This is a genomic window from Serratia sp. EWG9 (assembly GCF_019913725.1).
Lineage (GTDB): Bacteria > Pseudomonadota > Gammaproteobacteria > Enterobacterales > Enterobacteriaceae > Serratia > Serratia ureilytica.
The window spans coordinates 56878-78526 of the sequence record NZ_JADNRO010000013.1; the positions used below are offsets into that span (position 1 = coordinate 56878).

Below are 21649 nucleotides of genomic sequence, written 5' to 3' on the forward strand. Positions count from 1 at the left end.
GCGTTGAATGGCTATTGAACTGATTGCGATCGACATGGACGGCACGTTGCTGGATCCGCAGCATCAAATCACGCCGGCGGTAAAGCAGGCTATCGCGGCGGCGCGGCGCAAAGGGGTGCACGTGGTGCTGGCCACCGGGCGGCCTTATGTCGGCGTGCAGGATTATCTGCGCCAGTTGGACATTCAAGACCCCGGCGATTTCTGTATCACCTATAACGGCGCGCTGGTGCTGCGTGCGGTCGACGGCGCCTGCATTCTGCAAGAAACGCTGGGCTTTGAGGATTATCTGCATTTCGAGCAGATGGCGCGCGAGTTCGGCGTTCACTTCCAGGCGTTTGATTTCGATACCCTGTATACCCCGAACAAGGACATCGGCAAGTACACCATACACGAGGCGGAAATGACCGGCATTCCGCTGAAATACCGCAGCGTGGAAGAGATGGATCGCCAGATGCGTTTCCCTAAAGTGATGATGGTCGACGAGCCGGAGCTGCTGGACCGCGCTATCGCGCGCATCCCGGAAGAAACGCGCGCGCGTTACACCATCCTGAAAAGCGCGCCTTACTACCTTGAGATCTTGCACAAAAACGTCGATAAAGGCGCCGGGGTGAGAATGCTGGCCGAGCATCTCGGCGTGGCGCGGGAGAACATCATGACGCTGGGGGATCAGGCCAACGATACGGCGATGATCGAATATGCCGGCGTCGGCGTGGCGATGGGCAATGCCATTCCCGAGCTGAAAGCGGTGGCGCAGTTTGTCACCAGCGCCAATACCGAAGACGGCGTGGCGCGCGCTATCGAGAAGTTCGTGCTCAACGCCTGATCAAGCGGGGCGCTGCGGCGCCCTTTTTATACCTTCGCCAACACCCCTTTGGCGATCTGCAGATCCTGAATTGCCAAGCCGGTGAGATCGGCGATGGTGATGTGCTGCGGCTCGCGTCGTACCCGCCCTCCCTGCGCCAAGACGGCGCCAATTTCGACGATTGGCGTTGAAATCAGCCTATTTTGCCGATAAGCCGTCGCGATCTCGCCATAGTCCGCACACTGCGCCAGGGCATCGACCAGCAGCGCGTCCGCGCGGGCCACCAGCTCGGTCGCCAGTTCCTGCTTGCCGGGCGTGTCGGCGCCCACGGCGGTGATGTGCGTACCGGGCCGAATATCCGCCGCCTGCAATATCGGTTCGCGGCTGGGCGTGGTAGTCACGATCAGCTGACAGTGCGCCGCCAGTTCCGCCGCATTCTGCGTAACCCGCGCCCGGAAACCCTCGGCTTCGGCATCGCGCCGATACGCCGCCAGCGCCTGTTCGTCTCGCCCCCACACCCATACCTCGCGGCAATCGGTCACCGGTTTCAGGCATTGCAGCTGCAGCCGCGCCTGCAGGCCCGTGCCGACAATGCCGATCGCCTGAATATGCGGCGGCGCGCACAGCTCGGCGACGATGCGGCCGGCCAGGGCGGTGCGCAGCGCGGTCAGCCAACCTTCATCTTGCAGCAGCGCCTGCGGCTCACCGGTCTGGGCGGAGAACGCCATCATCAGCCCCTGATTGCTCGGCAGGCCGTGTTCGGCATTGCGATAGAAACCGGTAGAGATCTTGACCACGAACAGTTCGTCGCCTTCCAACCAGGCGGACTTGATGCAGCAGTCGCCGTCGGCCCGCTCGAACAGGAAATGCTGCACCGGCGGCTGTTGCACCCGCTGTTGCGAGTAGGCGATAAAACCCTGCTTCAGCAGCGGCGTTATGGTCTCGGCGTCGAACGCGGCGAGGATTTGCTGCCGATTAAGGATGTGCATCGGCGATGGCCTTGAGGTATTTCTCCAGCACGATGTTCTTGCCGCACAGCACCACCGCCACCTTTTTACCCTGGTATTCCGGCGCCAGTTTGATCGCCGCCGCCAGCGCCACGCCGGCCGCGCCTTCGATAATCCAACGATCGCTGGCGGCTATCCGGCGCATCGCGTGTTTAATCTCCGCCTCGCTGACCAGCACTTTGCGGTCGATCAGCTGTTGGCACAGCGGAAAGGTCACGGCGCCCGGCTCGACGCCGCCGGCGGTTCCGTCGGACAGGGTTTCTTGCTCTTCCACCGGGAAGATATGGCCCGCTTCCAGCGCGCTGTACAGGCTGGTGGCGTTTTCCGGCCAGCAGGCGATAAGCTGCGTGTTCGGCGACAGTTGCCGCAGAACGGTGCCGATGCCGGCGATATAACCCCCGCCGCCGACCGCCACGAACACGGCGTCCAGATCGGTGAGTTGTTCAACCAGCTCCATGCCGCAGGTGCCCTGGCCGGCGATCACCTGCTCGTCGTTATACGGCGAGATATAGGTTTTCCCCTGTTCGCGTGCGGCCTGTTCCCCCGCCAGTTCGGCGTTCAGCGCATCGCCCGGCACCAATTCCACGGTGCCGCCCAACGCGCGAATGGTGTCGAGCTTGATGCTCGCCGCCGTCTCCGGCGCATAAACCGTGACGCCAACGCCCATCAGTTGCCCCGCCAAAGCGACGGCCTGACCGTGGTTGCCGGTAGAGGCTGCGATCACGCCGCGCCGGCGTTGCGCGTTATCCAGCAGCCGCAGCTTGTTGCTGGCGCCGCGAAATTTAAAGGAACCGGTGTGCTGCAGGTGATCGCATTTCAAATACAGCTCGCAACCCAATTGCTGAGAAAGCAGCACGCTGCGCTCCAATGGCGTGACTCGCACCTGAGGGCGCAGTTGCTGATGGGCAGAAACAATGGCATCGAAAAGGGGGTTCATACCGGCTCCGGATTTTTTAGACTTAAAATCCAGTTTGTACTTTTTTGTATGGATTGTAAACCCCGTCGGGCAACCCGGCCAGAAAGCGGAAATGGCGGGGGTACGGCATCGCGTATGCGGTGAAAATAAACATTACTGGGCGTTTAGCGGCACAATTTTTTATTTATTTGCGTTAAGTAAGGTGCCGCTGTGGGCGTATTTAATGAGGAGAAGGATAATCAATAAAATAATGCTCGCTTCCTTTACTTATACCGTTTGGGCGTCGTTGAGTTTCCCCATCAGGAATGGGGCCGGCTAGCCGGGCGTTTATTTCCTGCCGGCGTCGTCGATAGGCTTAACGGATAAGTCTCATGGAAATTTCGACGCGGGAAAGCCCCCGGCTCGTCCTCGCCGGCCATATGAAACGCGGCTGCCGATCCGGTAAGATGGCCGTTCAGTGCCAGCATGCGCAGGAGAGCCGCCATGAGCCATCGGGAAAAACAACTGACTTTCGACCCACGCGGGCATCAGTTAACCAATATCAACGTCTGGACGCCGGACAGCCAATGGCTGGCTTATGACGTGCGCCCGCGCGGCGCCTCTTTCACCGGCCTGAGCATCGAGCGGGTTAACGTCGCCAGCGGCGCGGTGGAAGTGGTTTATCGCGCCCAGCACGGCGCACACGTCGGCGTGGTCACGGTCAGCCCCGATGCGCCGGCGCGTTACGTCTTCATCCACGGCCCGGAACACCCGGACAGCGCCTGGCAGTATGATTTTCATCACCGCCGCGGGGTGATCGTCAGCGAACCGGATCGCGAGTTGGCCATTACCCTCGACGCGCTGGATATCACGGCGCCCTACACGCCCGGCGCGCTGCGCGGCGGCAGCCATGTGCACGTTTTCAGCCCGGACGGCAGCCGCCTCAGCTTTACCTACAACGATCACGTGATGCATGAATGCGATCCGGCGCGCGATCTGCGCAACGTCGGCGTGGCCGTGCCGCTGCACGGGGTCAATCCGCCGAAACAGCATCCCCGTGAATATGACGGCAGCCACTATTGCGTGCTGGTTAGCGAGACCGTGCCGCAGCCGCAGCCGGGCAGCGATCAGATCAATCGCGCCTACGAAGAAGGCTGGATTGGCCGCGAAGGCTACCGTAAGGCCGACGGCAGTCGGCAACGTTGGGCGCTGGCGTTCATCGGCGATACGCTGTCCGCCGCCGGCGAGAAACTGCCGGAGGTGTTTATCGTCGATCTGCCGGAGAACGACGCCGACTACGCCAGGGCCGGCACGGTGCCGCTGCAGGGGACGGAAAGCGAGCTGCCGGCGCCGCCGCTTGGCGTCAGGCAGCGGCGGGTGACCTTTACCGGAGAACGCCGTTTTCCGGGCGTGGTCGGTGCGCCGCGCCATTGGCTGCGCAGCTCGCCGGACGGCAGCCAGATAGCTTTTCTGATGAAGGATGACGGCGGCGTGGTGCAACTGTGGACGGTGTCGCCGAACGGCGGTGAGCCGCGCCAGGTCAGCCGCGGCGAGCATGACATCCAGTCGGCGTTCAGCTGGCACCCGCAGGGCGGGACGATAGCCCTGGTGTGTGACAACAGCGTGATGCTGTGTGAGGTCGCCAGCGGCCGCCTGCAGCGTTTAACGCAGCGCAGCGTGCAGCCGCCGTCGGGGGATGCCGTGGTGTTTTCGCCGGATGGCAAGAAAGTGGCATTTATGCGCGAGATTGCCGGATTCAACCAGATCTTTGTGGTTGAGGCGTAAGGCGGGCCTGATGGCCCGCTGCGTGCGTGATTAGTGTGTGGCGGTGCTGTCGTTGCCCTCGCCGGGGTTGCCGGTTGCCGCCAGATTCTGTTGCTCGCTGCGCAGGATGCGCGCTTTTGGCGAGTCTGCGGTGGCGTCATTGCCTGAACGCAGATAGTCGTAAGGCAGCAGCACGGTATCCATCACTGCGGAGAACGGCAGATCCAGCGCCACCAGCGGCATCATCGCCCAGCTGGTGTTGTCGTCCTTCAGCATGTCCACGCTGGCGCGGGTGCCGGGATAGTAACCCTGATTCGGGCCGGTATGGCTCATCACGCTGGAGCAACCGCTGGTCGCCAACAACATGCAGCCCGTCGCTATCGCTTTCATCGTCGTCATTAATCCATCCTGCAGGGTTGCTGTGCCCCTAAATTAAGCTGATTTATAACATCCTGTTGCTGCTTTAAAAGAAGCAAAATCCCGCTCTGTGGCGGCTCTCTCACTTTAGTGTAAGTGGTAAAAAAACTTTCACCTAACCGAAAAGCGCTTTTTTTGATCCTCGCCCGTTGAATTGATGAAATCAACCCCCATTTTATCATCAGAGCCGGATTGAGAATTTGCCGTAAGGGAATTCTGGCTTAATTAGCCTGTCCAGAATGGAAGGCGTATTTATTTCAACCTCGCTGAAGTGCCTTAGGAGGCTGTTTTATGCGTAATTTCGATCTTTCTCCGCTATACCGTTCCGCCATTGGTTTCGATCGCCTGTTCAACGCGCTGGAGGCCGGCCAGAGCCAGGGCAACGGCGGTTATCCCCCTTATAATGTCGAGCTGGTGGACGAAAATCATTATCGCATCGCCATTGCGGTAGCCGGGTTTGCCGAGCAGGAGCTGGAGATCACCACGCAAGATAATCTGCTTATCGTGCGCGGTGCGCACAATAACGAACCGGCAGAAAAAACCTATTTATATCAGGGCATCGCTGAGCGTAATTTCGAGCGTAAATTCCAGCTGGCCGAACATATTCAAATTAAAGGCGCCAAACTGGAAAACGGTCTGCTGTATATCGATATGCAGCGCATCGTGCCGGAAACATTAAAACCGCGCCGTATCGAAATTAAATAATTCCGTTTTCGCCGGCAGGAACGCTGTCGGCAAATATGCAGTAATAATCCGCCCGCCGTCAGGGGGCTGAATAAACACATCTCGCTTAATGAAAGGAGTTGTTCCTATGCGTAATTACGATCTATCCCCGCTTCTGCGTCAATGGATTGGTTTTGATAAACTGGCCAGTTCCATGGGGGGCCAGGAACCCCAGGGGTTCCCGCCGTATAACATCGAGAAAAGCGATGACAATCACTACCGCATTTCTCTGGCGCTGGCCGGTTTTCGGCAGAGCGAACTGAATATCGAAGTGGAAGGGCCGCGGCTGACCGTCAGCGGTAAACCCACGCCGCCGGAAAAACAGGTCGAGTACCTGCATCAGGGGCTGGTGTGCAAAGAGTTCCAGCTGACCTTCACCCTGGCGGAACACCTGCAGGTATCCGAGGCCAAATTTGAAAATGGCCTGTTGCACATCGATCTGGTGCGTCAGGTTCCGGAAGCCTTGCAGCCTCAGCGCATCGCCATCGGCGCGACGCCGGAGCTGGAAGCCAAATAACCGACTGAAAAACGGTCATCATCATGCGGGGGAGATCCAGACGGATCTCCCCCGTTGCGTTATGTGGCGCACGCCACAGTCCCCCCGTCTGCCCGATGCCATAATCCTTGTTAATTGTGTGTCTATGTCCGCAAATCCCATGTTCAACTTTGGCAAGGATGTGACCTATGAGCGATATCGCCCTGACCGTCAGCATGTTGGCGTTGGCGGCCGTCATTGGGCTGTGGATGGGGAACTGGAAGCTGTACGGTGTCGGGCTGGGGATTGGCGGCGTGCTGTTCGGCGGCATCCTGGTCGGCCACTTCGCCCAGAGCGGGCAAATCAGCCTGAACGGGGACATGCTGCACTTCATCCAGGAGTTTGGCCTGATCCTGTTCGTTTACACCATCGGCATTCAGGTTGGCCCCGGCTTCTTCTCTTCGCTGCGCGTCTCCGGTCTGCGGCTCAACGCCTTCGCGGTGCTGCTGGTGCTGACCGGCGGCGCAGTGGCGGCGGCGGTGCACAAGCTGTTCGACGTGCCGCTGCCGATCATCCTCGGCGTGTTCTCCGGCGCGGTCACCAACACGCCGGCGCTGGGCGCCGGTCAGCAAATCCTGACCGATCTCGGTTCCGATCCGGCGTTGGTGGACGGCATGGGCATGGGTTACGCCATGGCCTATCCGTTCGGCATTTGCGGCATCCTGCTGGTGATGTGGCTGATCCGATTGGTTTTCCGCATCAACATCGAGCGCGAGGCGCAGGCGTTTGAAAGCAGCCTGGGCAATCAGCGCGAGCTGTTGCATGCCATGAACGTGGCGGTGCGTAACCCCAATCTGCAGGGCATGGCGATCAAAAGCGTGCCGCTGCTCAACGGTGAAGCGATCGTCTGTTCGCGCCTCAAGCGCGGCGAGCTGCTGATGGTGCCGGCGCCGCATGAGCGGCTGGAGCTCGGCGACTATCTGCACCTGGTGGGCAAACGCGAAGATTTGGAGAACGCCCGGCTGGTGATCGGCGAAGAGGTTGACGCTTCGCTGTCCACGCGCGGCACTGCGCTGCAGGTAGTGAGGGCGGCGGTGACCAACGAGCAGGTGCTGGGGAAAAAAATCCGCGATCTGAACCTGAAGCAGAAATATGACGTGGTGATTTCACGCCTCAACCGCGCCGGCGTGGAGCTGGTGGCCGGCAGCAACGTGACGCTGCAGTTTGGCGATATTCTCAACCTGGTCGGCCGGCCGGAGGCCATCGACGCGGTGACGGCAATCGTCGGCAACGCCCAACAAAAGCTGCAGCAGGTGCAGATGCTGCCGGTCTTTATCGGCATCGGCCTCGGAGTGCTGCTGGGCTCCATTCCGCTGTTTGTGCCCGGCTTCCCGGCGGCATTGCGGCTGGGGCTGGCCGGCGGGCCGTTGGTGGCGGCGCTGATCCTGGGGCGCATCGGCAGTATCGGCAAGCTGTACTGGTTTATGCCGCCGAGCGCCAACCTGGCGCTGCGCGAACTGGGCATCGTGCTGTTTCTGGCGGTGGTCGGTTTGAAATCGGGCGGCAATTTTATCGATACGTTGCTGCATGGCGAGGGGCTGACATGGATTGGTTATGGCGCGTTGATCACCGCCATTCCGCTGCTGAGCGTCGGCATTCTGGCGCGCACGGTGGGCAAGATGAACTATCTGACGCTGTCCGGCATGTTGGCGGGGTCGATGACCGATCCGCCGGCGCTGGCGTTCGCCAACGGCCTGCATCCCACCAGCGGCGCTGCCGCGCTGTCTTACGCCACCGTATATCCGCTGGCGATGTTCCTGCGCATCATGTCGCCGCAGCTGCTGGCGGTGCTGTTCTGGACGTTGTAGTGCGGATCGTCTACAGCCGATAAGGCATCAACACGCCATTGTCAGTGCCGAAATCTTTGGGGTTGCGGGAGATGAGCATCCGGAATCCCACCTGCGCGGTGGCCCAGATAATGGCGTCTGGCAGTTTCACATGCTGTGAGTGGCGCAGTTCTACGGCGCGTTCGGCGACTTCATCGGTAATAGGCAGCAGCAGAAATTGCCCTAAAAACTGACGTGTTTTCAGCTCCAGTGCCGGACCCTGTTTTTTAGCACCTACCATCACTTCCATCCAGGTGATGGCGCTGATGGCCGGATTGATGTGATACTCGACCAGAACGTCCCTGGCTTGAGGAATGCCGTTGAGATAATCGATCAGGATATTGGTGTCGAATAACGCCCGTTGAGCCACCATTATTCCCACTCCTCGCGCTGACGATTTTCGTACTCCACGCCATCTCCCATCGCCCCGGACCAGAGCCCGAAAGCGTTGCTGGGATCTTCCACGTGGTTCTCCGTCAGATAGCGGGAGACTGCTTGACGAATGATTTCGGCCCGGGGAACGTGGCGGATATTTTTCAGATTATCGAGCTGCCGCAGGTCTTCTTCAGGTAAATCGATCACGATGCGAGTCATCGTTGGCCCTCCAAAAAAGATATACGATATATGCATCGTATATCTTTGTCGGTCGATTTTCAATCAGTCGGCGTTAGCCTTCCTGATGTGCGCGTTCGATCTCTTCCGCCAGAATAGCCACGCCGCGCTCGATTTTCTCCGGATCGGGCACGTAGTTCATGCGCATGCACTGGTGGGTATGTGGCCATTCATGCTCCAGTCCCGGGAAGAAGTAGTGGCCGGGCACCATCAGCACGCCGCGCTTTTTCAGGCGCTGATACAGCACTTCGGTGGTGATCGGCAGATCCTTAAACCACAGCCAGAGGAAGATAGCCCCTTCCGGTTTGTGGATCAGGCAGCGTTCCGGCGACAGGTAGCGGCGAATGATCTCGATGGTGTGCTCGACGCGCTGTTTGTAAAACGGGCGAATCACCTCGTTCGACAGGCGCAGCAGATCGCCGCGCTCGATCATTTCCGTCGCCATCGCCGGCCCCATGCTGCCTGGGGACAGGCTGATGATGCCGTTCATGTTGGTCAGCGCGGTGATCACCTTCTCGTCGGCGATCACGATGCCGCAGCGCGAGCCGGGCAGGCCGAGCTTGGACAGGCTCATGCACAGGATGGTGTTTGGGTTCCACAGCGGCGTGGCGTCGCTGAAGATAATGCCGGGGAACGGCACGCCGTAGGCGTTGTCGATGACCAGCGGAATATCGCGCTGTTGCGCCAGCAGATCGAGCTTCATCAGCTCTTCGTCGGTGATCACGTTGCCGGTCGGGTTGGTCGGCCGTGAAACGCAGATCATGCCGATGTCATCGCCGATGGTGAGATGTTCGAAATCGACGTGATACTTGAACTGGCCGTCCGGCAGCAGCTCGATGTTCGGTTTGGCGGAGACGAACAGCCCTTCATCCAGCCCGGCATCGGCATAGCCGATATATTCCGGCGCCAGTGGGAACAACACGCGGCGGCGCGAGCCGTCGGCGTAGCGGCCGGCGAACAGGTTGAACAAGTAGAAAAACGCGCTCTGACTGCCGTTAGTCAGTGCAATATTCTGTGGCGAGATCTCCCAGCCGAGCTCGTCGCGCAGCAGATTGGCCAGCGCTTTCAGCAGCGCGTCCTTGCCTTGCGGGCCGTCGTAGTTGCACAGCGCTTCGGTCAGTTTGCCCTGGTCGAGCATCTCCTGGCACAGCTGTTTGAAATACGCTTCCATCTCTGGGATCTGTGCGGGGTTGCCGCCGCCGAGCATGATGGCGCCGGGGGTGCGCAGGCCTTCGTTCAGGTCGTCCATCAAACGGGTAATGCCCGCATAACGGGTAAATTTTTCGCCGAAAAGTGAGAAAGTCATAGGTGCAGCAGTACTGTTTTTTAGCAGGTAATCACCCACCATACCGCCAGATAAACCCCGCTGCAATGCGGCTGACAAATCGACCGGTGGGCACAAGTTTTGCCCTGCGTTCGATTAGCAGCATATTACGCTGGATTATTATGACCGTTCGCCGGCCCACATCATTATCGCCTCAACCTTTCAGCCACGCGATCTTAGGGTTGGCACAGGTTTTGCGGTCCCGACCCAGATCACACTTTTTCGCTGCATTTCATTAACACTATGGCAATTTATAACCATATCGAGTAACTTCCGCATCCGTTAAATTTAGCTTAACAATAAAGATTATCTAAACTAATGCTCGGGAAGGAATGAGTAGTGCGGTAGCGTGGATGAAGCCATGCCAAAAGCACGGCTTTCAAGGCGGTTTTACTTGGCTGACCATAGTTAGTTGCCAGTTTCGTCCTTGTCTATCTACAGAGTAATCGGTTTGATGAGAGGTGTCTCCTGCTGGCCAGCATGGGGCATGTAGGTTGCCGTTGCCGAAAATCGGCTTTTTTGTATAAAAAACACTAATCATACTGCCCGCGAGGGAGCCGCAAATAGCATTCAGCGGCGTAACGCCAGGGTAGGGCGCTCTGTGTCCGGCAGATGCGCATCGCCAGGCATCGCAGCCCATTAGGTGGGTAGGGTTGGAGGATAAAGGTTTCGCGCCGATTCACCTGGCGTCATTTGAAAACCCGTATGCAGCGTAGACTTTCGCTCACCGCGTACAAGTGAGATGAGGTCAGGTAGCAATGAAAAACAGCGCAAGTCTGGTTTCGATAAATAAGTGGAAAAGAAATCTATAAAATTCTCTTTCGCACTTTTTAGCGTGCAGGAAGTTTAAAGAATAAATAATCAAGCTCTTTTATTTGTGAGATGAATTACTTCACTTGAAAAACAGGGAAGCATTTGCTGTTCAATGTTCATGAGCATTGCGGTGAACATCAATATGTCGTTATTCCAATCAGAGTAAAAAGGAAGATTGCACGATGATTCGTGGTAACATTAAAGAGTTTGAGAACACACTTGAGTGCCGTGTGAGCGCATACCCCATGATGACAGATGTAGGGTATTGCAAATTGGCTTCGGATGACTTTAACCTTACCGATGCGCAAAAATCAGACTTAAGTATTATTCAGCGGCATTTCGATACGCTTGCTCTGGATCCCTACGGTGAAAATGCGGGGCGCTATCGGCAGCACAGTAAATATGTGCTTTTACCTTGCTTTAATCTCTTGATTCCTCAATCTTCCGAACACGCCTACAGTTACAAACAAGATGTCGGATTTAATGATGAAGTCGTTGAGGAGGCAAGGAAGTTTCAGCCTGTCCCAAACGAAATTTTGTCAAATAATCTGATCACGTCGCTTGTCCTGCATGATTTTAAAAATTCCCCGTTACATGAGTATGCTTCCACGATTCCCATGGAGGTCGGCATTCACTTCATCAGAATGAAAGCGACGGTTGATGCGCCGGGGATTTCCGTACCGAATCGACTTCATAAGGATGGCGAGCCTTGCACCTGGATACATTTGATCAATCGTGATGGTGTTTCTGGCGGTGAGAACATCATTACAGATAACACCAAGACGAACATCCTGTGTAATGAGGCGATGCTCAAACCGCTGGACTCCATCGGCATCGTTGATGATCTAGTCTGGCACCAGGTGAAACCGGTTCATGTGGATGGGCACGGTAAGGTGGGCTTCCGCGATGTCATATTAATCGATTTCACCCCGATGTTCGCGGTGCCAAATAACCCATCGTAATAAAGACTCACATGAACGGGGGGATCCTTTATTCAAGGCATGCCCCCCACTTCCTGATACTCGAAAATAGGCAGTAACCGTGTTAGCAAAAGAAACTCTTGCCGTTCACAGCGGGACCATTATCGACGAAATGCATGGTGGCATTCTTTCTCCGCTATTCTCCGCGAGTTCTCACAAGCATCTTGATATGACAGAAGATGTCTATCCAAGACATGGTAACTTACCCAATCAGCGCGCCGTTGCCGAGAAGATGTGCGCATTGGAAAGCGGTGGTGAGGCCGCTCTGGTATTCAGTTCCGGTATGGCGGCTTTCGCGACGGCGATGCTTTCGCATTTAAAAGCCGGTGACCATATTGTTTTACAAAACGGCGTGTATTCAGGTGCGCTCAAGTTTGTACAGAATCATTTTGCAAAATTAGGCATCACATACAGCGTTTCGGAGAGTTGTGAAGTAGAGAGCATCATCGCATTAGTCCATTCGAATACGCGAATGATATATATCGAAACACCGACTAATCCATTGCTTAAAATTCTGAACATTGAGCTATTGACCCGATTCGCCAAGAGTCGGGGGGTGTTCACCATTATTGATAACACCGTGGCGACGCCGATCAACCAAAACCCTCTGGAATATGGCGTCGATTTGGTATTGCACAGCGCCACCAAGTTTTTGGGCGGCCACGGCGATGTGTCAGGCGGCGTGGCTGTCGGCAGTGAAGAGTCCATTGCTGCAATGGCCGAATATATGAATGACTTTGGCGGGTGTCTGAACGCGCAGTCATGTCATCTGCTTGAGCGAAGCTTGCGCACGTTGGCCATTCGAATGAATGCCATTAACCGCAACGCGATGGAACTGGCCAGCCGTTTAAATGAGCACCCTAATGTGACGAACGTGTTCTATCCGGGGTTGCCGAGTCATCATAATCATAGCGTAGCCCGCGAACAGATGCGGGGGTTCGGCGGCATGGTCAGCTTTGAAATCGCTCCGCGGTTTGACGCGACAAGTTTTCAGAAGAAGTTAAATCTCATCGTCCCTTCCAACAGTTTGGGGGATTTGGAGACCACGCTGAACTCGCCTTATCAGGCCTCATCGTCGTTCAGAAGTCTTAGCGAGCAGGAGCAGAAAAAATCAGGGATTACGAGGCAATTAATACGAATGTCAGTCGGCATCGAAGACGTTAATGACTTGTATGAAGATTTGCATCAAGCGCTCAAGTGAATGATATGGAATTAGAAATGCAAACAGGCTCAACGTTGAATAGTGATGAAGTTCACCGCATAGAATCTCTTTATGGGCTGACGGTAAAAAGCAGCGCCTTCTTGGGGATGGGATCCGGCAATACCAATTACTGCCTCGAAACGGATATCGGCCGCTGTGTTTTCAGCATTATTGAAGAGCAAAGCCGTGATGACGTTGAGATCATGGCAAAGACGCTGGTATGGCTGGAAGCACATGATTATGAGACCTCCTTGCTGGTCAAACCCAAAGGGCAAGAAAGCTATTCAATTATATTAAGGGGCAAGCACTCTCTATTAAGAACCTATATGGATGGCGCCGTCCGCCGGGATTTCAACGAGCATATGCTCAGGCAGCTCGGCGTTGCCATGGCGAAACTGCATACGATCCCCGTCCCTAATTTCTTAACAGACTCAGTCTTCTATGAGCAGAAAAAGTTCATGGATGCCCTCGATGCCAATATCGATCAGGATTATGAGCGCTGGGCCAAAGACAGACTCAGGCATCTTGCCGTAGAACGCATCAGCGGCTTGCCTACCTCTGTCATCCACTCCGATCTTTTCTACGACAATATGCTGTTTGAAGGCGAGCAGTTCGTCGGCATGATAGATTTTGAGTTGACCTGTATTTATCACTCCGTTTTCGATATCGCCATGGCGATTGTCGGCACCTGCGGCATCAATGGGACGCTGTCGCCGGAAAAAGCGAAGCATATCATCGCGGGTTATAATTCTATAAGAATGCTTGAAGCGCGCGAAATTAAGGTGTTGAAAACCTATACGGAATACGCCGCCATCCTGACATCTCTTTGGCGTTATTGGCGGTATAGAATCTATCAGCCGGGTGGTGATAAATCTGATAAATATCGCGAAATGACAAGCTTGGCTAAAAGTATTGAACGCACCGACTTCTCACAAATTTGCTGACACGTTCCCTTCATAAAGTAAAAGGGCGTCGAGCGTAAATTCGACGCCAAGACAATCGAACGTTAATATTCGGCCCTGATTATAGTACGGAGTAACCCGCTGCATGGACATCAAAGACACGAAAAAAATCGTCATCCTCGTTGACGCCTACTCATCCGGAAATGATGTGGCACCGGAATTCAATAAAAAAGGATACGGGTGCGCGCACATTCAAAGTCGAGAAGATATCCCGGCGAAGCTGCTGAATAGCTACAGAGGGGATGATTTCTTTATCAGTTTGCAATACACAGGGGATGAGATCCTCAATCAATTGCAAGAGTATGATGTTATCGCGGTGATTGCAGGCTGTGAAACAGGCATTGAACTCGCAGATCATCTGGCTGAGCTTCTGGACCTGCCCGGTAACGATACCGGCACGAGCCGTTCTCGCAGGAATAAATACCTGATGCAGGAGTGCTTGAAAAATAGCGCGATCAATCATATCCCCACGCACCGGTTAACTACCCTTAAAGACGCCACGCAATATGCGACCGAGCTGTTTAAAAAATACCGGAAGCTGGTCCTAAAACCCGTTGACAGTGCAGGCACGGACTCCGTTTTTGTTTGCAAAACGGTTGAAGAAGTTGAAGCTCATTCGGGTGATTTGTTCAAAAAAAGCAATCAGCTCAATTTAAAAAATGAAGTCATTATTCTGCAGCCTTTTATTGAGGGGGAAGAGTACGTCGTCGATACTGTCAGTTATCAAGGCCGTCACAAGATCTGTGCGATATGGAAGATGGGCAAGGGCAGTTACAACGGGGCCGATTCCATCTGTGAGTTCACCGAACTGACCTCCTTCGATGCGCAGAATCACGCTCAGCTCAAAGATTACATCTTTAGCTGTCTGGATGCTTTAGGGATCACGTTTGGCGCAGCGCACTCGGAACTGTTTTTAACCAAAGACGGTTGGACGCTAATTGAAACCGGGGCCAGACCGCACGGCGCGGGTTTTCCGGCGTTGTCATCCCTGGCGTTGAAGCGCACGCAGATTGACGAACTGGTACTGAGCGTGTGTTCAACCGAGGCATTCCTGGAAGCGGTCGCAGAGGAATATAAACCGTTAAACTATTTAAAAATTAAAGAGCTGATATCTTTTAGCGCTGGCACTATCAAGGCCGTTAAGCATGTCGATACCATCGCCGGTTTGCCATCCTACAAGAAATCAAATCTGCCGGATGTTGATCAGGAAATAAAACTCACGACGGACGTTTACAGCTCTCCGGGCTGGATTGCGTTAAGCCACCGTTGCGCCGATCAGCTCAATGCCGACTATCAATATATCGTTGGCCTTGAAAGTAAGGGCATGTTTGAAGTCTATGAACAGTAAAATCAAGGCGTCCGGCCCAACGTACATTCTTGGATATTGCATCCTGGGTGCGGCCATAGATGTTTTTCTCTCAGGTTTGTTGCAGAGCATCGATCTGTTCGTATTATTGTTTTGGACTTTCACCTTGACCTGGCTCGGTTTCTTTGTGATCTCCGTGCTGTTTTTCCCCGTCAAGCTGCGAGCTTGCCTCAACGCCTGGAAGTTAATTCTATTATTGAATATCTCTACGCTGGGAGCTTGGGTTGGGCTTTTCGTTGGGTTGAAATGGACGGAGCCCTCCATTCTGGTGGCCATGCTTTTTGGACTGAGCCCGATCATTTCTGTTTTCATTGAGATTTATAACCGAAATTCGGTGGGTGTAAAAAACATCGTTATAGCCGTGATGCTGGCTTTTATTGTCGCCGTGCTGATGATATTGGCCGTGAAAGGGCAGCGTTTTAACCCCTTCGATTCAAACACCCTATTTGTTCTGGCGCTTGGCTTAGTGTGTCTCGTCACCTCAACCTGTATGGCTGTCGGCACCTATATTGCAAAATCATTGTCCAAACAAGCGTTTAACGCCGTCAATATTCAGTCGTTCAGATTTCCCTTGCTCATTGGCGTTTGCGCGCTGATGTTGCCGAGCGAAGGCGTATTGGCAACGACGCAATCCAGCTTCTGGATGTACCTGCCGATCATCGTCATATTAGGGAATATATTGCCGCTATGGATGCTGCAAAAGGGTATTGAACTCACCAGCGCCTTGACCACCAACATTATTGTGAATGTTTCACCCTGCATTACGCTGTTGCTGGAGGCTTTTGACCCGTCGATAGCCTACAGCCATATGAAACTGGCGGTGTTGGTGATGCTGCTGCTGGTCATGCTGATCGCCAATGACGACGTGGGCAAATTTGTCGTCAGCAAGATAAGGGGGAAGCCCGTGAGTTTGACGGAGTGAAAATACTCCGTCGACAGCCGCAAAAAGCGGCGAGGCCGGCGATCCGCAGATCGCCGGCCTCGATAAGTTATTTCTGCAACAGCTGCGGGTTGACGCAGTTTTCTTTCACCGTGCCGGTCAATGCCGCGATCAAGTTATCCACCGCGCAGGCGGCCATGCCGTAGCGCGTTTCATGGGTGGCGGAGCCGATGTGCGGCAACGCCACCACGTTCGGCATGCTGAGCAGCGGCGAGTCGGCCGGCAGCGGTTCCTTCTCGAACACATCCAACCCCGCGGCGTGGATCACGCCGTTTTGCAGCGCTTCGATCAGCGCCTGCTCATCCACCACCGGCCCGCGGCCGGCGTTGATCAGAATGCCGCTTTTCTTCATCTTCGCCAGCTGATCGCGGCCGATCAGATGGAAAGTTTGTTCGGTCAGCGGCAGCGTGATGCAAACGAAATCCGACTCGGCCAGCAGGGTATCCAGATCGCAGCGGCGGGCGTTGAAGCGTTGCTCCGCCTCTTCGTGCGTGCGGCGGGCGTTGTACAGCACCGGCATGCCGAAGCCGAAGTGCGCGCGCTGCGCCAGCGCCAGGCCGATGCGGCCCATGCCGAGGATGCCGATGGTTTTGTGGTGCACGTCGACGCCGAACCAGTCCGGCCCGATGCTGCCGCGCCATTCGCCGGCCTTGACCCGTTCCGCCACTTCCACCACCCGGCGCGCCGTCGCCAGCACCAGGCTCATGATGGTGTCGGCGACGGTTTCGGTCAGCACCGTCGGGGTGTGCATCAACAGCACGTTATGGGCGTTGAGCGCCTCGACGTCGAAGTTGTCGTAGCCGACGGAAACGGTCGAAGCCGCGCGCAGTTTGGGCGCCTGCTGCAGGAAGGCTTCGTCAATTTTGCCGCCGGAACCGATGATCCCTTCGGCCTGCTGCAACGCCTGGCGCAGTTCCTCGCGGTTCTCCGGCTGCAGGCCGTTGAACGCGTGTACGGTGAAGTGTTGTTCCAGACGTTCACGCAGGTCGGCGGGCAGGCTTTTGTACAATACGATAGAAGGTTTCATCACGAACTCCAGCTGGGCCAAAGGGGGCCTGGCGCCCCCTCGGGTTTATTGACAGAGAAAAAGTATAACCGGATCAAGCCATCTGCGGCTGGATCTCGTTGCGGGCGGGCTTGACGATCAGCGTCAACACCACCGCCACCACCAGTGCGATAGCCATAAACATGTAGGAAGCCGCCGGGCTGCCGGTGGCGCCGTTCAGGTAACCGACGAACCAGGAACCGAAGAACGAACCCAGCGCGCCCATGCTGTTGATCAGCGCCATGGCGCCGCCGGCGACGTTTTTCGGCAGCATTTCCGGAATGATGGCGAAGAACGGCCCATAAGGGGCGTACATCGCGGCGCCGGCGACCACCAGCAGGCCGTAAGAGATCCAGAAATGGTTGGTGCCGACGGCGTAAGAGCCGAAGAACGCCAGCGCGCCGATCAGCAGCAGCGGCCAGACAAACAGCTTGCGGTTTTGCATTTTGTCCGACGCCCAGGAGACCACGATCATGGCGATGGTCGCCGCCAGGTAAGGCACCGCCGACAGCCAGCCGGCTTCCACCATGCCCATCTGCATGCCGCTGCGCAGGATGGAAGGCAGCCACAGCACGAAGCCGTATACGCCGATGCTCCAGGCGAAGTACTGCACGCACAGCAGGATCACGTTGCGCGAACGGAAGGCTTCGCCGTAGTTGCGCACGGCCTTGATGCCTTTCTGTTCTTCGTCCAGCTGCTGTTGCAGCGCCTGTTTCTCATCGGCGCTCAACCAGCCGGCCTGTGCCGGTTTGTCTTTCGCCAGCACCCACCAGCAGAACGCCCAGATGACCGCCGGAATGCCCTCGATGATGAACATTTCGCGCCAGCCGAAGGCGTGGATCAGGTAACCGGACACCACCGACATCCACAGCACCGTCACCGGGTTGCCGAGGATCAGGAAGGTATTGGCGCGTGAACGCTCCGATTTGGTGAACCAGTTGCTGATGTAGATCAGCATTGCCGGCATCACCGCCGCTTCCACCACGCCGAGGATAAAGCGGATGGCGGCCAGCATCGGGATATTGCTCACCACGCCGGTCAGCGAGGCGCAGCCGCCCCACAGGATCAGGCACCAGAAGATCAGTTTTTTGACGCTGCGGCGCTCGGCGTAGATGGCGCCGGGAATTTGGAAGAAGAAATAACCGAGGAAAAACAGCGCGCCCAGCAGCGAGGCCATGCCCTTGGTGATGCCGAGATCCTCATTGATGCCGGCGGCGGAGGCGAAGCTGAAGTTGGCGCGATCGAGATAGGCCAGGCTGTAGGTGATAAACACGATGGGCATGATGTACCACCAGCGTTTGGCCGCGACAGTCGCTTTGTTCATGTTCAGTATCCTTCAGTGGTGTTGCATCCCCTTCGCCCAGCTCGTTGGGCATGAAAGACGAAGGGGCAGATGCTCTCCCGACGCGTCCCGGTTGTAGGGCCAGAGGCTGACGTCATGCGGAGAAGTCGTTTTTTTATTGTTATTCGGCCAGCGCTGCGCGGGTCGGCAGGCCTTCGCTATCGCCGATGGCCTGGATCGCCAGCGAGCCGATTTTGTTGCCGCGTTGCACCGCCTGTACCAGCGTTTTGCCTTCCAGCAGGGCGCTGAGGGTGCCGACGGCAAAGCCGTCACCCGCCCCTACGGTATCCACCACGTTGTCGACCTTGACCGCGGCCACCGCCGCTTTATCGCCGGCGGCGGTTTTAAACCAGGCGCCGTCCGGGCCGGTTTTGATGATCACCGCCTGCACGCCGCGCTCCAGATAGAAATCGGCGATGCCTTCCGGCGTCGACTGGCCGGTGAGGATCTGTCCCTCTTTCAACCCCGGCAGCACCCAGTCGGCGGCGAACGCCAGCTGGTTCAGCTGCTCGATCATCACCTCGCGGCTGGGCCACAGCACCGGGCGCAGATTGGGATCGAACGAAATGGTTTTGCCCATGGCGCGCATCTCGCGCGCCGCATGGTGGCACAGCGCCAGCGATTCGCCGGACAGCGCCGCCGCCACGCCGCTCAGGTGCAGGTGGCGCGCGGAACCGAAATATTCGCGGTTGAAATCGGCGACTGACAGGCGGCTGGCCGCCGAGCCTTTACGGAAATATTCCACGCTGGGATCGGTACCATCGATAGTCTTGGATTTCACCTGAAAACCGGTGGGATAGTGGCCGTCGACCGTCACCTGCCGGTAGTTGATGCCTTCTTTTTTCAGCTGCTGCAGGGTGAAGCGGCCAAACGAGTCGTTGCCGACGCGGCTGACCCAGCCGACGTTCATGCCCAGACGGGCCAGGCCGATCGCCACGTTCAGTTCGGCGCCGGCGATGCGTTTGGTGAAGGTTTCCACCTCCGCCAAATCGCCGGTCTGCGCCGCCACGAACATCGCCATGGCTTCACCCAGCGTGACCACATCCAGGGGCGCCTGCTGCGCCGTCGTTGCCGTTAACGTTGTCATCATGGGGTTACTCCGCACGCAAAATATTGACGTAATGGCGGGTGACGGCTTCCAGGTCATCACCCTGCAACGGGAATTCGATGCCGCGCGGCGCATCGTGCGGCAGGCGGGCCAGCAGATCGCGCCAGCTGCCGTCGGTATCGTCCAGCGCAATGGCGCGCCAGCCGCGCGGGCCTTGCGTCGCGGCCTTGACGTGCACGTAACCGACGTGGCGGGCCAGGCGCTCGGCGGCGGCGAAGGCGTCTTGCCCCACCCACAGCCAGTTGGCCATATCGAAGGTCATGCTGACCGGCAGGTGGCTATCTTCCGCTGCATGGAAAAAGGCGTTCAGCATCGACAAAATGCCGCAGTCCGGCGTTTGGTCGTTCTCGACCACCAGTTTGACCGGATGTTGCTCCAGCGCCACTTTCAGCTCGGTAAAATCGAAGCCGGGGCGGAAATGGCCGAGGGAGAGCTTCAGCTGGCGCGCGTTCAGCGCCTGCGCTTCCGCCAGCAGCGCCGGCAGGTTGGGGTTCAGCGTATGTTGCGGAGTGAACAGCGCCTCAGGGGCGGAATAGACGGCGAACAGCTGCTGGCGTTCTATCTCCTGGGCCAGCGCAGGCAGGCTGTCCAGCTCGCCGGCGGCGAACAGTTCGCGGCGGATCTCCACCCCGTCGGCGCCCGCGCCGGCGATGATGGGCAACAGCGCGCGCTGGCCGCCCTGTTGTTTGACGGTATCGGCGCCGTAGGCGCCGGTGACCACGATGATTTCTGTTTTCATTTTGACTCCTGAGGCGGCATTGTCGCCGCCGCTGCTGTTACCGGTACGTTAAATGGAACCGGTTCCAGTAGAAAGCGACAGAGTGTAAAAATATGATCGCAATCACGAAGCTGAGCAAAAAACAGCCGATGAAGGCGGGGCGGTTAAGGCCCCGGAGAAGGCGGGTTAGCGGGTGGTGGAGCCGCGGACGATCAGCTCGCCGGAGAACATCTGCTCGCCGCTGGGGGCGGCCAGACCCTGAATACGCTGCACCAGCCGCTCCAGCGCCGCGTGCCCCATTTGGTAGGTGGGTTGTTTCAGCGTGGTGATGCCGACGCCCGCCAGTTCCGCCCACTCCAGCTCGTCGAAGCCCAGCAGGCCGATGTCGTTGCCCCACTGGATGCCGAGCCGGCGCATGGCGCGCGCCACCTGCAGCGTCAGGGCGCCGTTGGCGGAGATCACCGCCTTGCGCATGCCGCGATGACGGCCGCTGAAATCGCTCAGCACCTGTTCCAGTTTTTGCCGATCGTTGAGCGGCGTTTCGGCCTGCTCCGCCAGCAGCGCAGGGTGCTGCGCCATGGTATGCCTGAAGGCGTGCAGGCGTTCCAGGCGGGTATTGACCGTACCGAGCGGTTCGCTGAGGAACAGGATCGCTTCGAAGCCTTGTTGCAGCAGGTGCTCGGTGGCGACGGTGGCGGCTTCACGGTTGTTCAGGCCCACTACGTCGCAGGCGAAGTCGGGGATTTTGCGGTCGATCAGCACCATCGGCAGCATCGACTGTTGCAGCGTGGATAACGCTTCCTCGCGCATGCCGACCGCGTTGACCACGATGCCTTCCACCCGGTAACTGCTGAGCAGCTGCAGGTAGTGCTGTTCCTGATTGACTTCGTTGTTGGTGTTGCACACCAGCAGGGTAAAGCCGTGTTGGCGGCAGGCGGCCTCGATGCCGCGCATCACGTCCACCGAATAGGGGTTGGTGATATCGGCGAGGATCAGGCCGATCAGGCGCGTTTGGCCGCCCTTCAGGCTGCGCGCCATCTGGCTTGGGCGGTAGTCGAGCTGCTGGATCGCCTGTTCGATGCGCTGTTTGAGATCGTCGGAAAGCAGGTGCTGTTCACCATTCAGATAGCGTGACACGCTGGTCTTGCCGGTTTTGGCGATGCTCGCTACATCGCTGATGGTGGCGCGTCCTGAGGCGCGCGTTGCCTTGACAGTGCTCACAGCCGATCCCTCCTGCGGTTAATTGCCAAGGAGACTACCATACCCGGC

Annotated in this window: 21 protein-coding genes; 10 read left to right on the forward strand and 11 right to left on the reverse strand. The window is 57.1% G+C overall.

Going from position 1 to position 21649, the window contains the following annotated elements; translation table 11 throughout:
- Positions 1-7 precede the first annotated feature (7 nt).
- Positions 8-823 carry a sugar-phosphatase gene (yidA, locus tag ITX55_RS22145; RefSeq protein WP_187048488.1) on the forward strand — a complete coding sequence of 272 codons (816 nt, stop codon included), beginning with the start codon at positions 8-10 and terminating at the stop codon, positions 821-823.
- A 26-nt stretch (positions 824-849) separates the two neighbouring features.
- Here the strand turns inward: yidA and ITX55_RS22150 are convergent, their stop codons facing one another.
- Positions 850-1791, reverse strand: a complete 942-nt coding sequence (locus ITX55_RS22150; protein ID WP_187048489.1) for an ornithine cyclodeaminase family protein — start codon at positions 1789-1791, stop codon at positions 850-852.
- The gene (locus tag ITX55_RS22155; protein ID WP_033645141.1) at positions 1778-2746 is read right to left on the reverse strand and encodes a threonine/serine dehydratase; all 969 of its coding nucleotides are present in this window, start codon (positions 2744-2746) and stop codon (positions 1778-1780) included. The genes ITX55_RS22150 and ITX55_RS22155 overlap by 14 nt, the downstream gene beginning before the upstream one ends.
- A gap of 462 nt (positions 2747-3208) precedes the next feature.
- On the opposite strand from ITX55_RS22155, the gene ITX55_RS22160 reads away from it, so the two are divergent.
- Positions 3209-4489, forward strand: a complete 1281-nt coding sequence (locus tag ITX55_RS22160) for a DUF3748 domain-containing protein (protein WP_033645140.1) — start codon at positions 3209-3211, stop codon at positions 4487-4489.
- 30 nt (positions 4490-4519) lie between these two features.
- On the opposite strand, the gene ITX55_RS22165 is transcribed toward ITX55_RS22160, so the two are convergent.
- Positions 4520-4867: a YceK/YidQ family lipoprotein gene (locus tag ITX55_RS22165; RefSeq protein WP_016929593.1), complete on the reverse strand. Its 348-nt coding sequence runs from the start codon at positions 4865-4867 to the stop codon at positions 4520-4522.
- A 309-nt stretch (positions 4868-5176) separates the two neighbouring features.
- Between ITX55_RS22165 and ibpA the strand changes: the two genes are divergently transcribed.
- The 3 genes from ibpA (at position 5177) to ITX55_RS22180 (ending at position 7951) form a co-directional block, all read left to right on the forward strand.
- Positions 5177-5590, forward strand: a complete 414-nt coding sequence (ibpA, locus tag ITX55_RS22170) for a small heat shock chaperone IbpA (RefSeq protein ID WP_004933919.1) — start codon at positions 5177-5179, stop codon at positions 5588-5590.
- A 106-nt stretch (positions 5591-5696) separates the two neighbouring features.
- Positions 5697-6125, forward strand: coding sequence for a small heat shock chaperone IbpB (gene ibpB, locus ITX55_RS22175; protein ID WP_004933922.1), 429 nt, complete (start codon positions 5697-5699; stop codon positions 6123-6125).
- A 167-nt stretch (positions 6126-6292) separates the two neighbouring features.
- Positions 6293-7951 (forward strand): putative transporter, encoded by a 1659-nt coding sequence (locus tag ITX55_RS22180; protein ID WP_033652317.1) that lies wholly within the window; start codon positions 6293-6295, stop codon positions 7949-7951.
- A gap of 10 nt (positions 7952-7961) precedes the next feature.
- On the opposite strand, the gene ITX55_RS22185 is transcribed toward ITX55_RS22180, so the two are convergent.
- The 3 genes from ITX55_RS22185 to ITX55_RS22195 all read right to left on the reverse strand — a co-directional run bounded on the left by ITX55_RS22185 (position 7962) and on the right by ITX55_RS22195 (position 9887).
- Positions 7962-8342: a type II toxin-antitoxin system VapC family toxin gene (locus ITX55_RS22185; protein WP_025304766.1), complete on the reverse strand. Its 381-nt coding sequence runs from the start codon at positions 8340-8342 to the stop codon at positions 7962-7964.
- Positions 8342-8563, reverse strand: a complete 222-nt coding sequence (locus ITX55_RS22190; RefSeq protein WP_025304767.1) for a ribbon-helix-helix domain-containing protein — start codon at positions 8561-8563, stop codon at positions 8342-8344. The genes ITX55_RS22185 and ITX55_RS22190 overlap by 1 nt, the downstream gene beginning before the upstream one ends.
- A 73-nt stretch (positions 8564-8636) precedes the next feature.
- A complete protein-coding gene (locus tag ITX55_RS22195; protein WP_047025992.1) occupies positions 8637-9887 on the reverse strand; it encodes a valine--pyruvate transaminase in 1251 nt (416 codons plus the stop codon).
- A gap of 1013 nt (positions 9888-10900) precedes the next feature.
- Here ITX55_RS22195 and ITX55_RS22200 point away from each other — a divergent pair.
- From ITX55_RS22200 to ITX55_RS22220, 5 genes are all read left to right on the forward strand, one after another.
- On the forward strand, positions 10901-11680 hold the full coding sequence (locus tag ITX55_RS22200) for a 2OG-Fe dioxygenase family protein (RefSeq protein WP_033645137.1): 780 nt from the start codon (positions 10901-10903) through the stop codon (positions 11678-11680).
- A 79-nt stretch (positions 11681-11759) separates the two neighbouring features.
- The gene (locus ITX55_RS22205) at positions 11760-12899 is read left to right on the forward strand and encodes a PLP-dependent aspartate aminotransferase family protein (protein ID WP_033645136.1); all 1140 of its coding nucleotides are present in this window, start codon (positions 11760-11762) and stop codon (positions 12897-12899) included.
- Positions 12900-12904: 5 nt separating this feature from the next.
- The gene (locus tag ITX55_RS22210; RefSeq protein ID WP_080273428.1) at positions 12905-13843 is read left to right on the forward strand and encodes a phosphotransferase; all 939 of its coding nucleotides are present in this window, start codon (positions 12905-12907) and stop codon (positions 13841-13843) included.
- Positions 13844-13946: 103 nt separating this feature from the next.
- On the forward strand, positions 13947-15209 hold the full coding sequence (locus tag ITX55_RS22215) for an ATP-grasp domain-containing protein (protein WP_060660114.1): 1263 nt from the start codon (positions 13947-13949) through the stop codon (positions 15207-15209).
- Positions 15199-16149, forward strand: coding sequence for a hypothetical protein (locus ITX55_RS22220; protein ID WP_096242698.1), 951 nt, complete (start codon positions 15199-15201; stop codon positions 16147-16149). The genes ITX55_RS22215 and ITX55_RS22220 overlap by 11 nt, the downstream gene beginning before the upstream one ends.
- Positions 16150-16216: 67 nt before the next feature.
- On the opposite strand, the gene ghrB is transcribed toward ITX55_RS22220, so the two are convergent.
- The 5 genes from ghrB to ITX55_RS22245 form a co-directional block, all read right to left on the reverse strand.
- The gene (gene ghrB, locus ITX55_RS22225; RefSeq protein ID WP_033645132.1) at positions 16217-17194 is read right to left on the reverse strand and encodes a glyoxylate/hydroxypyruvate reductase GhrB; all 978 of its coding nucleotides are present in this window, start codon (positions 17192-17194) and stop codon (positions 16217-16219) included.
- A gap of 73 nt (positions 17195-17267) precedes the next feature.
- Positions 17268-18536 carry an MFS transporter gene (locus ITX55_RS22230; protein ID WP_033645131.1) on the reverse strand — a complete coding sequence of 423 codons (1269 nt, stop codon included), beginning with the start codon at positions 18534-18536 and terminating at the stop codon, positions 17268-17270.
- Between the two features lie 139 nt (positions 18537-18675).
- Entirely contained in the window at positions 18676-19641 is a 966-nt protein-coding gene (locus ITX55_RS22235; protein ID WP_033652338.1) for a sugar kinase, read from the reverse strand.
- A 7-nt stretch (positions 19642-19648) separates the two neighbouring features.
- Positions 19649-20401 (reverse strand): sugar phosphate isomerase/epimerase, encoded by a 753-nt coding sequence (locus tag ITX55_RS22240; RefSeq protein ID WP_033652313.1) that lies wholly within the window; start codon positions 20399-20401, stop codon positions 19649-19651.
- A 165-nt stretch (positions 20402-20566) separates the two neighbouring features.
- Positions 20567-21601 (reverse strand): LacI family DNA-binding transcriptional regulator, encoded by a 1035-nt coding sequence (locus tag ITX55_RS22245; protein WP_004933951.1) that lies wholly within the window; start codon positions 21599-21601, stop codon positions 20567-20569.
- Positions 21602-21649 lie beyond the last annotated feature (48 nt).

Excerpts from the sequence above, each read along its gene's own strand:
- yidA (WP_187048488.1), top strand. The coding sequence starts at position 8 with ATGGCTATTGAACTGATTGCGATCGACATGGACGGCACGTTGCTGGAT.
- ITX55_RS22150 (WP_187048489.1), bottom strand. The coding sequence starts at position 1,791 with ATGCACATCCTTAATCGGCAGCAAATCCTCGCCGCGTTCGACGCCGAG.
- ITX55_RS22155 (WP_033645141.1), bottom strand. The coding sequence starts at position 2,746 with ATGAACCCCCTTTTCGATGCCATTGTTTCTGCCCATCAGCAACTGCGC.
- ITX55_RS22160 (WP_033645140.1), top strand. The coding sequence starts at position 3,209 with ATGAGCCATCGGGAAAAACAACTGACTTTCGACCCACGCGGGCATCAG.
- ITX55_RS22165 (WP_016929593.1), bottom strand. The coding sequence starts at position 4,867 with ATGACGACGATGAAAGCGATAGCGACGGGCTGCATGTTGTTGGCGACC.
- ibpA (WP_004933919.1), top strand. The coding sequence starts at position 5,177 with ATGCGTAATTTCGATCTTTCTCCGCTATACCGTTCCGCCATTGGTTTC.
- ibpB (WP_004933922.1), top strand. The coding sequence starts at position 5,697 with ATGCGTAATTACGATCTATCCCCGCTTCTGCGTCAATGGATTGGTTTT.
- ITX55_RS22180 (WP_033652317.1), top strand. The coding sequence starts at position 6,293 with ATGAGCGATATCGCCCTGACCGTCAGCATGTTGGCGTTGGCGGCCGTC.
- ITX55_RS22185 (WP_025304766.1), bottom strand. The coding sequence starts at position 8,342 with ATGGTGGCTCAACGGGCGTTATTCGACACCAATATCCTGATCGATTAT.
- ITX55_RS22190 (WP_025304767.1), bottom strand. The coding sequence starts at position 8,563 with ATGACTCGCATCGTGATCGATTTACCTGAAGAAGACCTGCGGCAGCTC.
- ITX55_RS22195 (WP_047025992.1), bottom strand. The coding sequence starts at position 9,887 with ATGACTTTCTCACTTTTCGGCGAAAAATTTACCCGTTATGCGGGCATT.
- ITX55_RS22200 (WP_033645137.1), top strand. The coding sequence starts at position 10,901 with ATGATTCGTGGTAACATTAAAGAGTTTGAGAACACACTTGAGTGCCGT.
- ITX55_RS22210 (WP_080273428.1), top strand. The coding sequence starts at position 12,905 with ATGGAATTAGAAATGCAAACAGGCTCAACGTTGAATAGTGATGAAGTT.
- ITX55_RS22215 (WP_060660114.1), top strand. The coding sequence starts at position 13,947 with ATGGACATCAAAGACACGAAAAAAATCGTCATCCTCGTTGACGCCTAC.
- ITX55_RS22220 (WP_096242698.1), top strand. The coding sequence starts at position 15,199 with ATGAACAGTAAAATCAAGGCGTCCGGCCCAACGTACATTCTTGGATAT.
- ghrB (WP_033645132.1), bottom strand. The coding sequence starts at position 17,194 with ATGAAACCTTCTATCGTATTGTACAAAAGCCTGCCCGCCGACCTGCGT.
- ITX55_RS22230 (WP_033645131.1), bottom strand. The coding sequence starts at position 18,536 with ATGAACAAAGCGACTGTCGCGGCCAAACGCTGGTGGTACATCATGCCC.
- ITX55_RS22235 (WP_033652338.1), bottom strand. The coding sequence starts at position 19,641 with ATGACAACGTTAACGGCAACGACGGCGCAGCAGGCGCCCCTGGATGTG.
- ITX55_RS22240 (WP_033652313.1), bottom strand. The coding sequence starts at position 20,401 with ATGAAAACAGAAATCATCGTGGTCACCGGCGCCTACGGCGCCGATACC.